Here is a 10,962-nt window from a genome sequence, read left to right on the forward strand (position 1 = left end):
CCGGTGTAGATTACGTTGCAGCCGCAAAAATAACAGGCGGAACGGCAAAACGGCATGTGAAAGTAAAGCGACAACGGCGTGGAGCTTTTCTGATTTTTCAGCTCGTTCAAATATCCGTCGTAGCTAAAGTTTTCGCTAAATTCCAAAGCGGTCGGATAGCTCGTATAGCGGGGCCCAGGGCGCGAAAATTTCGCGTAAGCGTCGAAGTCTATGCTATTCACGGCCGCCCGCCTTAGTTTTGATAAGCTCTTCGATGTCGATGAAAAGGTTCGGATGCAGGCTTTTTACGCGCGAGACGACGGCATCAACGTCTAAGCTTAATCTTTTCGCATTCGGATTTGCGCCCGTTAGCCTTCTGATCTCGTCCATACACACGATCCACGCGTCGCCGAAATCCACCGGCGTATGCTGCAAAATCGAGCGCTCAAGCTTGAGATTAAAATTTTCCTGCATCGCGTTTTTGGTCGCGGCGATGAGATTTGCAAGCGATTTTATCGAGATCATCGTGTGCACTTCGTTATTTTCGTCGATGCCGAACCACGGCTCCTCGTCGCTCCACGAGCCGCTTTTTAAAGTGAGTTTTTTCTCGTTGTCCTCGCCCTGCGAAATTTCAAAAACCGTCCTTTTCGAGCTATCCAGCCCGAAAAATTCGCTCGCTTTGTCGATCTTTTTTAGCGCTTTATCTTTTTCTTCCATGCATTCTCCTAAATTTATCTTTTTTGATCCAGCCAGACCATGACGCCCTTTTGCGCGTGCAGGCGATTTTCCGCCTCTGCAAAAATTTCATCCGCGTGCGCTTCAAACACGGCCTCGCTCACCTCATATCCGCGGTACGCCGGCAGGCAGTGCAAAAAGATCGCGTTTTTTTCAGCCAGAGCCATTAAGCTTTCGTCCACGCAAAAGCCCGCAAAATCGCGAATTCTTTGCTCCTTTTCGCCTTCTTGCCCCATCGAGACCCAAGTATCGGTCGTCACGACGTTTGCGCCCACTACGGCTTCTTTTATATCGTTCGTTATTAAAATTTTAGCGCCTGAAATTTTAGCATTTTCTTGCGCCTGCGCTAGTATCTGCGGATCAGCCTCATAGCCTTTCGGCGTCGCTACTCGCAGCTCAAATCCCAGTTTGCTAGCAAGCATCAGCCACGAGTGCGTCATATTGTTGCCGTCGCCCACGTACGCGGCTTTTATTTTTGCAATTGAGGTGCCGCACTCCACGATCGTCATTAGATCCGCCATTAGCTGCACGGGATGAAATTTATCGCTTAGCCCGTTTATCACCGGCACGCGACTAAATTCCGCAAGCTCTATTAGCGTCTCGTGGCGATTTACGCGCGCCATAATCAGATCGCACATTCGCGAAATCACGCGCGCGGTGTCTTTGATCGGCTCGCCTCGCCCGAGCTGGATGTCGCGACTGCTCAAAAACAGCGCGTGTCCGCCTAGCTCGTTCATCCCCACGTCAAAGCTTACTCGCGTCCTTGTCGAGCTTTTTTCAAATATCATCGCCAATTTTTGATCTTTCAAATACGGCTTAAAATTTCGCGCTTTGGCTTCTTTTTTAATCTTAAAGGCTAAATTTAAAATTTCGATTATCTCGTCTTTGCTAAAATCGTTTAACGTAAGAAAGTGCCTCACATCGCTCCTTTATCTTTTATAAATTTACTAAAAAATTCTTTTAAATCACCTTTCGTCATATCGCCCGTAGCCACCTTTACAACTACGTCTTCCATCGCCGCATAAAATTCCTCGTCGTCCAAAACTATAGAATTCACCGATAAAAACTAGCGTCAAATATTTCATTTATCCTTTAGGCGCTCAAAAACCGCCCTATTGCTCGGCTTATCTAATTTCGCAATAACGGCGCTAGAAAGCTCGCCAAAATTTTCTATATACTCATCCCTATTTTCGGGTAAAATTTTAGCTTCAAATTTCATCTTTTTTGCTAGCTTCATCACCGCATCCAAGACGGCTTGCATTTCATTACTTTTAATTTCGAGTGCTATCTTATTCATCGCTAGCTCCTGTTTAAAATTTCCGCGATCTCTTTGGCGTGATAGGTGATGATCATATCAGCACCCGCGCGCCTTATGCCTATCATCGTCTCCATCATCACGCGCTCATAATCGATCACGCCCGCTTTTTTACCCGCCTGCAAAAGCGCGTATTCGCCGCTTACGTTATACGCGCAAATCGGTAGTAGCGTGCGCTCCCGCAGATCTCTGATTAGATCCAGATACGCAAGCGCGGGCTTTATCATCAAAATATCCGCTCCCTGCGCCTCGTCCTGCAGGCTTTCGTTGATCGCCTCAAATCTATTTGCAGGGTCCATCTGGTAGCTGCTGCGATCGCCAAAACTTGGCGCGCTCTCCGCCACGTCGCGAAACGGCCCGTAGTAGCCGCTGGCAAACTTGCTCGAATACGCCATAATCGGTAAATTTTCAAATCCGCCGCGATCAAGCGCTCCTCGCAAAATCTCGATAATGCCGTCCATCATGCCGCTTGGAGCGATCATATCCGCGCCCGCTTTAGCGTGGATGAGCGCCTGCTGCGCCGAAATTTCAAGCGTCGCGTCGTTATCCACCGTCTGATGCACATGATCGATGATGCCGCAGTGCCCGTGGTCGGTGTATTCGCAAAAGCACAGATCGGTGACGACGAGCAAATTTGGAAATTTAGCCTTTATCGCGCGCAGAGAAGTCGCGATGATGCCGTCCTCGCTTAGCGCGTCCGAGCCGATGCTGTCCTTTAGCGAAGGAATTCCGAAAAGTAAAATTTTATCCAACCCGAGCGCCAAAAGAGCCTCGCACTCTTTTAAAATTTCATCCACGCTCATCTGAAATACGCCGGGCATCGAGGCGATCTCCTTTTTGATACCGCTTCCTTCCACCACAAAAAGCGGATAGATTAGAAAGCGGGTTTGCAGATCAGTTTGTCGCACCAGATCCCTAAGTGCGGGGTTTATTCGTAGGCGTCTAAATCGTTTAAACATTATTTTTCCTTTTTTAGCTAGAATTGTGAGATTTATAATATCACAATCGGAGTAAATTTAAGCATGGATATAAAAATTTCAGAGGTCGCAAATCTCCCCTCCCGCTTCGGAAGCTTCCGCGTTCAATCGTTTAAACAAGGAAATAAGGAGCATTTGGCGATATTTAAGCAGCCTTTCGCGGATGTCGTAAATGTGCGTATCCACTCAGAGTGCCTTACGGGAGATGCGATCGGCAGCCTAAAATGCGACTGCCGCGACCAGCTCGAAGCGAGTCTAAAATATATCGAAGAGCGCGGCGGCATGGTGATCTATCTGCGTCAAGAGGGGCGCAATATCGGGCTTTTTAATAAAATCAACGCCTACGCGCTGCAAGATCAAGGCCTCGATACGATCGAAGCAAATCATCAGCTAGGCTTCAAAGCGGACGAGCGCACCTACGAGATCGTGGATTTCATACTCGCTCATTTTGGAATTTCGCGCATAAATCTGCTTACGAACAACCCGCAAAAGCTGCACGATCTAAAAGTCGAAGTGGTCGCGCGCGTGCCGATAATCATCACGCCGAATAAATTTAACGAAAACTATCTGCGCGTCAAAAAAGAGCAGATGGGGCATCTGCTGTGAAGCTTGCGCCCGGCGAGAGCTTTAACGAGCAGGTGGCTAAATTTAAAGCATGCCTGCAAAAATTTAACCGCGTCCATAGCCTCACGAATTACGACGATTTGGACGCGGTGGTGCGCGACAGCCTAAGCGGAGCGAATTTCATACCGCGCTATCCGCGCATCGCGTGCGACATCGGCTCGGGAGCGGGCTTTCCCGGGATCTTTTTGGCGCTCGCGCTGCCGCTGTGCGAGTGGCATCTGTTTGAGCCAAATCAAAAAAAAGCGGCGTTTCTAACCTACGTGAAGGTTAGCCTTGCTCTAGCTAACGTAAAAATCCACGCCGAGCGCGTGCAAGACGGCGCAAAGGTGCGCGCCGATCTGATAAGCTCCCGAGCGCTAATGAGCGCGCGAAATTTAATTGAAATTTGCCGCGGCTTTTACGACGAAAACACTACGTTTTTGCTCTACAAGGGCTCAGGCGCAGAGGCGGAAGCGGAGGAATTCCGTAAGGAATTTACGAGCGCGCGCTACGAAATTTTTGGCAGCGAAAACGCTTTGAAAAATAGAAATTTTTTAGTGATCAAAGGGGTAAAATAATGGGAAAAATTCTAGCCGTCGCCGTTATCGCGGCGCTCATATATTTTTTAATAGTGCCTAGATTTCGCATAAAGAAAAAGGACGATGCGACCGAGCTTTTGGCGTGCGACGAGTGCGGGACGTACTTTAGCAACGACGAGCTTGCTCTGCGCGACAAAAAGCGCCTTTGCAAATCCTGCGAAGCCAAACTAAGGGGCGGCAAATGATCATCCTAGGCCACGCGCTCGTGCCCTACGAGCCGCTATATCTCATCAAAAACGGCGACGAAGTTTTCAAATACGACAATCTGCTCTTTAAATTTAACGACAGGCTCATCGCCGCGGCGCAAAAGGCGCAGAAAAAATTTAGCGTTATTACGAACGATATAAATGAAATTTTACTCGCAAACAGCGCAGGCGCACGCTTCATCGTCGTGGATAAAAAATCCGCGGCGGGCGCACAAAAGCTAGCCAATGATTATCTTTTCGACGCCAAGATCGCGATGTTTATCGGCTCTGCGCGGGCGTTAAAAAACTTAGCCGAGCTCGGAATCGATACGGCGATCTTTAAAGACGCGATCGCAAACGCGCCCAAATCGCTACTTGCAAGCATTGGAGATAGCGTAAGTTCGAAATTTCACTTCGGGCTTCCGAAAAAAGATGAAATTTTCGGCGGCGCGCAAAAGCTTGCGGATAAAATTTCGGCTCTGGATAAAAAGCTAAGCGCGCCCGCAGCTGGTAAAAATGACGATATCTGGAAAAAATAGCAAAATTTTATTTATAGGACGTAGCACTCTGCGCATCGTTGCGAAATTTTGCTCACTTTGTTGGAATTTTTTGCTTTTTTTCAAAATTTTGATCGCTTTTTTGGAATTTTGATCTCTTGTTTAGAATTTTATTCCACCCGAAGTCTGAAATCTACGCGAAATTTTTACGAAGTCACATAAGACCACCTTAGCCGTATCACGCAGAATTCTGCTCAAATAAGCAATTGCGAATCTCTGCCTTTATCAAAAATTTTAAAATTTTGCTCGTATTTTAGCCGATTTCATGCGTGCTGAGTAAGGATTTTTTAAAGCTAAAATTTTATATAATTATGCGTTTCAAAAAGGCATATTTTGAGTACTAAATTCTTTCTAGCGATCCTTGCGATAGGCGTTATAATGGGGCTTTGCGCGGGGATCTTAAACTTCGGTATCAACGAAATTGAAACTTTTGCTTTCGGACATAATGATGAGGAATTTCACATTGTCACGGAGCAAACCACTGCGCTTAGGCGCTTTCTTAGCGTCCTCGCAGCCGGCGCAATCGTAACTTTAATTAGAATTCTGCTAATAAGACTAAAACCTTTTTTAAACGTAGCTTCGATGATGGATGGGCGAAATCCGCCGTTTTGGCAAAATTTAATCCACTCGGTTTTGCAGCTCGTAGCCATCGCCCTGGGCGCACCGGTAGGCAGTGAGGCTGCTCCGCGCGAGCTAGGTGGCTTGTTTGCGGCTAAAATTTGCCGCGCCTTAAATATCGGCGGAGACGAGCTTCGGCTATTTGTCGCATGCGGCGCGGGAGCGGGACTAGGTGCTGCATATAACGTCCCGTTAGCGGGCGCGCTTTTTAGCCTAGAAATTTTACTTAAAAGCTTCGATACTCGAGCGATTTTGTGCGCCTTTGCTACTAGCGCGGTGGCTACAGCTACAGCGGAATTTGGAGCTTCAAAAGAAATTTATTACGCAGTTTCGAACTTCGCCCCTACCCCGCAGAATTTACTCGCAGCGGCGCTAATCGGGCTTGTCACGGGGGTCGCGGCAAAATACTTTCAAGACGGGGTACGCTTGTGCGAAAAGCTGCGCATAAAAAGCCTTAAAATCGCGCTTACACTACCGCTTGCGTTTTTACTTACCGCGGCGATCGGCGCATACGTACCAGAAATTTTAGGTAACGGGCGCTCCGCAGCGCAGTTTGCTTTCGACTCCACATCCTTTAGCCCCTATTTGCTTGCGATCTTGCTTTGCAAGGCATTTTGCATTTTGATGATCTTTCGCTGCGGCGGATATGGCGGCACGCTAACGCCGAGTTTCGCGCTGGGCGCAGTTTTGGGGCTATGCGTTGGATTTGCGATCGGCGAAATTCTACCTATTAGCCTAAGCGCAGCGGGCGTTTGCGGAGGGGCTGCCTTTTTAGCGATCAACCTAAACGCGCCGCTCTGCGCCTTTGCCCTAAGTGCAGGATTTTGCGGGCTAAATATCAACTCATATTCGGTCGTCGTTTTTAGCATCGTCTGCGCCGTCGGCATTAGAAATTTATTGACAAGAAATTTAAAATAAGGGCGCTTCGCCGGTTAGAATTTGCGATTAAATTTCTTCAAGGGAATGTAATGGAAAAGCTAAAAACGGCGCTTTTGATGAGCGCGCTGGTGATGATTTTTATGTTTGTAGGTAACGCCGTAGGCGGACGTAGCGGCATGATAATAGCCTTCTGCGCGGCGTGTGCGATGAATTTTTTCAGCTACTTTTTCAGCGACAAGCTGGTGCTGAAGCACTACCGCGCGGTACCAGTGAACGAGGATAGCGAGCCGATGCTTTATGACATAGTGGACCGCCTCTGCGCGAAGGCGAATCTGCCGATACCGCAAATTTACATCATCGATGAGGAGGTGCCGAACGCCTTCGCTACGGGACGCAATCCAAATCACGCCGCCGTTGCGGTAACGCGCGGGCTGCTAAATTTAATGAACCCGCAAGAGATCGAAGGAGTACTAGCGCACGAGCTAAGCCACGTAAATCACTACGATATTCTCATCGGTTCGGTCGCGGCGATGTTTGCGGGAGCTATCGCACTACTGGCAAATTTCGCGCAGTTTGGCGCGATAGTAGGCGGCGGTAACTCCAATAATCGCTCAAACGGGATTTTTATGCTCATAGCTGCCATCGTAATGCCGCTAGCTGCGAGCATCATACAGATGAGCATCTCGCGGACGAGAGAATACAAGGCTGATGCAGGCGCCGCGGCGCTTACGTCGCATCCGCAGTGGCTGATCTCGGCACTTAAAAAGCTCGACGCCTACTCCCAAAACTACCGCATGCGCTCCGCGGATGCCGCTAGCGCGCATATGTTTATCGTAAATCCTTTCGGCGGCGCGGCGAGCAGCCTCTCTAAGCTTTTCCGCACCCACCCAAGCACCGCCGATCGCATCGCTAGACTAGAGCAGATCGGCAGAGATATGCGCCTAAGCTGATCGTTGGTAAATTTAAGATAAAATTTCGCCACTTTAACCAAAGGAGAAGACAATGGGTTTACTTTCATTCGTAGCCGAAGCAGGCAAGAAACTACTAGGTCTAGGCGATGACGCCAAGCACGTAAAAGACGAGATCGCCGCCAATCTCAGCTCGACGCCGGTAGAGGGTCTAGAGGTCGAGGTGCAGGGCGACACCGTCAAAATCAGCGGTAACGCCGATAAGGAAACTCTCGAAAAAGCAGCCCTCATCGCGGGCAACACCGCAGGCATCAAAAACGTGCAGATCGAGGGCATTAGAGAAGATAACGCCGAGAACTATTACACCATCGTAAAGGGCGATAACCTATCTAAAATCGCGAAGAAATTCTACGGCGACGCGAACAAATACAAGATTATTTTCGACGCCAACCGCGAGGTTATCAAGGACGCGAACCTCATCTATCCGGGGCAGAAGATCAGAATTCCAAAAGCTTAAGCTCGCTTTTTGAATGCTGCGGCTTGATTTTGCAAGCCGCGAATTTTACTTTTGCGCGTATTGCGCTGCGTTTGCGAGAGCCGCGATTTTATCAGCCCGCGGCGCAGCGAGATTTTGGCAAGCTACGTATTTTGCTAGCCGTGGATTTGCAGATTGCAAATTTTGCGAGCTGCAACTTTAAGGCTATGGTCTGCTTTTGCGAGACGGGTTTTGATTTTAAGCCGTGACGCGGTTTTGCGAGACGCGCTGCGGCGGATAGTGGATTATTTGCCGCATCGCCTGTGTGCCGATATGCCTGCATACCGCTCAACGGATTTACGATAGATTCCATCGCGCCAGCCAAACATATCGCGCTTTGATTGATATACAAAGATGCCTGAAAATTTTAAAATTTCACCTAGAGACTACGACAAAGAGCCGCTAGTCATAAACGGCTACGAAAAATTTTTTGTGATCGCTTGGTATTTGGTATTGTTATTTTCCGTCTTAACGATAGCTATAATAGAGGATTTTATGGAATGCGGATCTCTATGTTCACCAAAAGGCGTAGTTATGAATTTGGTAATGTTAGGAATTCTTATTGCGATATGCATCTTTAAGTTAATTCGTAGCAAGCAACAAATAAGGTTTACGGATAGATATATAGAATTTATCGAAAACGGCGTCGTTAAGAGATTTTGCAAAGTAGAATTTGACGAACTGCGAAGGAGCTTTTCGATTGACGTATTTATTAGCTCAGAAATTTTACAGTATATCTGCAATTTATCTCTTACGATAATGGGGTTTATAGCTTTAAAATGGGAACTTTTGGAGATAATATTTTTTATCTACCTATGGGGATTTTTCTTAAATTTTATATTTTATCTATCGGTGAATAAAAACCTCAAAGGCTTTAGAGCTCTGCCATTTATAAGGGTCGCCGAATATACGACCCCAACCCAGGATATCACAATATTTTACCAAGATACTATCTTATTTACATCTACAATGATAAAATTTACAACGATATCAAAGAGTATTTTTTGCAGAAAAATATAGATATCGACTATATCAAAAAGAATTATCTGTTCGCCTAAAACCATAAAGCTGCAAGTATAAACCTAGACGATCGACGCTCGGTTTGCCGCAAAAATCTATAAATTTTATCTAGCCGAACTCGCTCGTCTAAATCCAAATCCTCACATTCAGTTTTAAAATTTTAACGATACTCAAAAAGTTTAAAATTTCGCTCTTTATCTCGCTTGCGGGGTCGCGACGCAGCACGCTTTCATAGACGCTGGGCTCGAAATTATCGCGCCTAGTGTGCACGAAGATATGGATCCGCCGCTCTCTGATGCTCGCCCAGATCTGCGCTCCCATCGCGTCGCCCACCGCCAAAAACCGCTCCATAAATGCGGGCGTTAGCACGTACATCGCGTTTTGCGGCTCGTCGCTAAGCACCTTGTATCGCGCGGCAAACTCCACGTTGTCCATCGCGACGGGCTTTAGACCTACGTGCTGTTTATTTTGCATCTCGCGCGGATAGATGAAAACGGGCGCGATAATGCGTTTGTTAAATTCCGCTACGAAAAACGCCCCCGCGAGCTCGTGCTGCAAATTTTGATGAAAAAAGCTCACATCGCTAAACTCGAAGCTCACCCCCTGCCACGCGCCGCCCACGCGGTCGTTGCCGCGCAGATTTTCGATGAACTCGAACAGATCGCTCTGCACCACGCGCCAAAAAGGCACGCTGCCGTAGGAGACGTATTCGTAGCCGAGCTCGCGCACAAAAGGCGCTAGATAGTGCTGTTTGTAGCTTTGGCGGTACCGCCCCGTAAAGATCTCCTGCATGCTTTTTACGCCGAGCGCGTAAAGCCGCGTCGCTAGCCACACCGCAAGCGCAAGCGCGGCCAAGCCTATCAGCGCCTGCGGCAAGGCCGCAGAGTATTTGAAGATCAAAAACGAGATCGCGACCGCGCCGAATTTCAAGATATTTTCCGTGCCGATGAGATCCTTTTGCCAGCCGTTTAAGTGCACCTCTTTAAGGCTAACGGCAAGCGAGGCGATCGCCAGCAGCATAAGCATCGTCGCGCTAAAACTCTGCACGCCCTGCCTGCGCGCGAAATACGCGATGACGCCGAATACCGCAAACAGCGCCACCGTGCTTATGACGGCAATCAGCTTTAGCTGCTCCACGTGCTTTTTCGCGTCCAGTCGCAGGCGCTCCAAATCGTAAATAGTCAAATCGAACCTCGCTTCAAATTTGCTCGCAATTTTAGCAAAATTCCCGGAATTTTGGAATTTCAAAGCTCGCTCGTCCGCACATAAGGTGAATTTTTTATGAATTTCGCACAGCCCCCTAAATTTAAGGATAAATTCAAAACTCTAAGCTTAAAATTTCATCGTAGCGGGGGCGGAGCGTAGAAATGAAATTTCGCATAAAAACGGCGCTAAATTTCGGCACGCAGAAGTTAAATTCCAAGGTATAAATTTGCTACGTAGAATTTTAAAAGCTTGATACAAAGCGTTATTGGCGCGAGGCTTAAGATCGGTATAAACTTGCTACGTAAAATTTCAAAGCGGGATTTTCTAGCTAAATTTTTTAAAAGCAAATTTCAGTAAAATTTCACGAGGCAGAATTTCAAATTAAAATTTTGCAAATTAAATTCCGCAAAGTAAAATTTAAGGCGAAATCTTGCGCCAAAAACGCCGTCATTCGCAAATCAAATCATGGAGCAAAAATGAGATATATTTTCGGGCCCGTGACCTCGCGTAGGTTCGGGCGCAGCCTCGGCATCGATCTAAGCCCGCAGCGCAAGCAGTGTAACTTCAACTGCGTCTATTGCGAGCTGGGCGCGGGCAAGCCGGTGAGCGCGATGAGCGAGCCCTGTGAGATCGGCCCGGTCATCGCCGAGCTGAAAACTGCGCTGCAAAGCCACGTGGGCATTGACGTCATCACGATCACGGCAAACGGCGAGCCTACGCTGCATCCGCGCTTTGCCGAGCTCGTGGACGCGCTAAAGGCGTTGCGCCTGCCGCAGAAGCTGCTCGTTTTGTCAAACGGCTCACTCGTGCGCGAAAACAGCGCAGCCCTAATGAAACTTGATATCT

Annotated in this window: 15 protein-coding genes and 2 pseudogenes; 9 read left to right on the forward strand and 8 right to left on the reverse strand. The window is 47.9% G+C overall.

Features of this window, described 5'->3' with window-relative positions; all coding sequences use genetic code 11:
* From Q0413_RS07775 to hemB, 6 genes and pseudogenes are all read right to left on the reverse strand, one after another.
* Positions 1 to 221: pseudogene (locus Q0413_RS07775) on the reverse strand (coproporphyrinogen III oxidase); the annotation flags it as partial.
* Entirely contained in the window at positions 214 to 696 is a 483-nt protein-coding gene (locus Q0413_RS07780; protein WP_297941372.1) for a DUF2603 domain-containing protein, read from the reverse strand. The gene Q0413_RS07780 and the pseudogene Q0413_RS07775, both read right to left, overlap by 8 nt.
* 14 nt (positions 697 to 710) lie before the next feature.
* Positions 711 to 1,634 carry an ornithine carbamoyltransferase gene (gene argF, locus Q0413_RS07785; RefSeq protein ID WP_298988419.1) on the reverse strand — a complete coding sequence of 308 codons (924 nt, stop codon included), beginning with the start codon at positions 1,632 to 1,634 and terminating at the stop codon, positions 711 to 713.
* On the reverse strand, positions 1,631 to 1,771 hold the full coding sequence (locus Q0413_RS07790; RefSeq protein ID WP_298988420.1) for a hypothetical protein: 141 nt from the start codon (positions 1,769 to 1,771) through the stop codon (positions 1,631 to 1,633). Before Q0413_RS07790 ends, argF begins: the two co-directional genes overlap by 4 nt.
* Before the next feature lie 24 nt (positions 1,772 to 1,795).
* Positions 1,796 to 2,011: a hypothetical protein gene (locus Q0413_RS07795; protein ID WP_297964885.1), complete on the reverse strand. Its 216-nt coding sequence runs from the start codon at positions 2,009 to 2,011 to the stop codon at positions 1,796 to 1,798.
* Positions 2,012 to 2,013: 2 nt separating this feature from the next.
* On the reverse strand, positions 2,014 to 2,988 hold the full coding sequence (hemB, locus tag Q0413_RS07800) for a porphobilinogen synthase (RefSeq protein ID WP_298988421.1): 975 nt from the start codon (positions 2,986 to 2,988) through the stop codon (positions 2,014 to 2,016).
* Between the two features lie 63 nt (positions 2,989 to 3,051).
* On the opposite strand from hemB, the gene ribA reads away from it, so the two are divergent.
* From ribA to lysM, 7 genes are all read left to right on the forward strand, one after another.
* Complete coding sequence (ribA, locus tag Q0413_RS07805; RefSeq protein WP_297964062.1) at positions 3,052 to 3,612, forward strand: GTP cyclohydrolase II; 561 nt, start codon at positions 3,052 to 3,054, stop codon at positions 3,610 to 3,612.
* Positions 3,609 to 4,187, forward strand: a complete 579-nt coding sequence (gene rsmG / locus Q0413_RS07810) for a 16S rRNA (guanine(527)-N(7))-methyltransferase RsmG (RefSeq protein ID WP_298988422.1) — start codon at positions 3,609 to 3,611, stop codon at positions 4,185 to 4,187. The genes ribA and rsmG overlap by 4 nt, the downstream gene beginning before the upstream one ends.
* On the forward strand, positions 4,187 to 4,393 hold the full coding sequence (locus Q0413_RS07815) for a hypothetical protein (RefSeq protein ID WP_295153197.1): 207 nt from the start codon (positions 4,187 to 4,189) through the stop codon (positions 4,391 to 4,393). The genes rsmG and Q0413_RS07815 overlap by 1 nt, the downstream gene beginning before the upstream one ends.
* Entirely contained in the window at positions 4,390 to 4,932 is a 543-nt protein-coding gene (locus tag Q0413_RS07820) for a hypothetical protein (protein WP_298988423.1), read from the forward strand. The genes Q0413_RS07815 and Q0413_RS07820 overlap by 4 nt, the downstream gene beginning before the upstream one ends.
* Positions 4,933 to 5,283: 351 nt before the next feature.
* Positions 5,284 to 6,486: a chloride channel protein gene (locus Q0413_RS07825; RefSeq protein WP_298988424.1), complete on the forward strand. Its 1,203-nt coding sequence runs from the start codon at positions 5,284 to 5,286 to the stop codon at positions 6,484 to 6,486.
* 50 nt (positions 6,487 to 6,536) lie between these two features.
* On the forward strand, positions 6,537 to 7,397 hold the full coding sequence (htpX, locus tag Q0413_RS07830; RefSeq protein ID WP_298988425.1) for a zinc metalloprotease HtpX: 861 nt from the start codon (positions 6,537 to 6,539) through the stop codon (positions 7,395 to 7,397).
* 52 nt (positions 7,398 to 7,449) lie between these two features.
* Complete coding sequence (gene lysM, locus Q0413_RS07835) at positions 7,450 to 7,872, forward strand: peptidoglycan-binding protein LysM (protein ID WP_298988426.1); 423 nt, start codon at positions 7,450 to 7,452, stop codon at positions 7,870 to 7,872.
* A gap of 91 nt (positions 7,873 to 7,963) precedes the next feature.
* On the opposite strand, the gene Q0413_RS07840 is transcribed toward lysM, so the two are convergent.
* Positions 7,964 to 8,242, reverse strand: a complete 279-nt coding sequence (locus tag Q0413_RS07840) for a hypothetical protein (RefSeq protein ID WP_298988427.1) — start codon at positions 8,240 to 8,242, stop codon at positions 7,964 to 7,966.
* 182 nt (positions 8,243 to 8,424) lie between these two features.
* Here Q0413_RS07840 and Q0413_RS07845 point away from each other — a divergent pair, with 182 nt between their 5' ends.
* A complete protein-coding gene (locus Q0413_RS07845) occupies positions 8,425 to 8,910 on the forward strand; it encodes a hypothetical protein (RefSeq protein WP_298988428.1) in 486 nt (161 codons plus the stop codon).
* A 126-nt stretch (positions 8,911 to 9,036) separates the two neighbouring features.
* On the opposite strand, the gene Q0413_RS07850 is transcribed toward Q0413_RS07845, so the two are convergent.
* Positions 9,037 to 10,095, reverse strand: coding sequence for a DUF3137 domain-containing protein (locus Q0413_RS07850; protein WP_298988429.1), 1,059 nt, complete (start codon positions 10,093 to 10,095; stop codon positions 9,037 to 9,039).
* A 497-nt stretch (positions 10,096 to 10,592) separates the two neighbouring features.
* Here Q0413_RS07850 and Q0413_RS07855 point away from each other — a divergent pair.
* A pseudogene (locus Q0413_RS07855) lies at positions 10,593 to 10,962 on the forward strand (radical SAM protein); the annotation flags it as partial.

The sequence above is a fragment of the uncultured Campylobacter sp. genome (genome assembly GCF_938045465.1).
Classification (GTDB): Bacteria; Campylobacterota; Campylobacteria; order Campylobacterales; family Campylobacteraceae; genus Campylobacter_B.

Excerpts from the sequence above, each read along its gene's own strand:
- Q0413_RS07780 (WP_297941372.1), bottom strand. The coding sequence starts at position 696 with ATGGAAGAAAAAGATAAAGCGCTAAAAAAGATCGACAAAGCGAGCGAA.
- Q0413_RS07795 (WP_297964885.1), bottom strand. The coding sequence starts at position 2,011 with ATGAATAAGATAGCACTCGAAATTAAAAGTAATGAAATGCAAGCCGTC.
- hemB (WP_298988421.1), bottom strand. The coding sequence starts at position 2,988 with ATGTTTAAACGATTTAGACGCCTACGAATAAACCCCGCACTTAGGGAT.
- ribA (WP_297964062.1), top strand. The coding sequence starts at position 3,052 with ATGGATATAAAAATTTCAGAGGTCGCAAATCTCCCCTCCCGCTTCGGA.
- Q0413_RS07815 (WP_295153197.1), top strand. The coding sequence starts at position 4,187 with ATGGGAAAAATTCTAGCCGTCGCCGTTATCGCGGCGCTCATATATTTT.
- Q0413_RS07820 (WP_298988423.1), top strand. The coding sequence starts at position 4,390 with ATGATCATCCTAGGCCACGCGCTCGTGCCCTACGAGCCGCTATATCTC.
- htpX (WP_298988425.1), top strand. The coding sequence starts at position 6,537 with ATGGAAAAGCTAAAAACGGCGCTTTTGATGAGCGCGCTGGTGATGATT.
- lysM (WP_298988426.1), top strand. The coding sequence starts at position 7,450 with ATGGGTTTACTTTCATTCGTAGCCGAAGCAGGCAAGAAACTACTAGGT.
- Q0413_RS07845 (WP_298988428.1), top strand. The coding sequence starts at position 8,425 with ATGAATTTGGTAATGTTAGGAATTCTTATTGCGATATGCATCTTTAAG.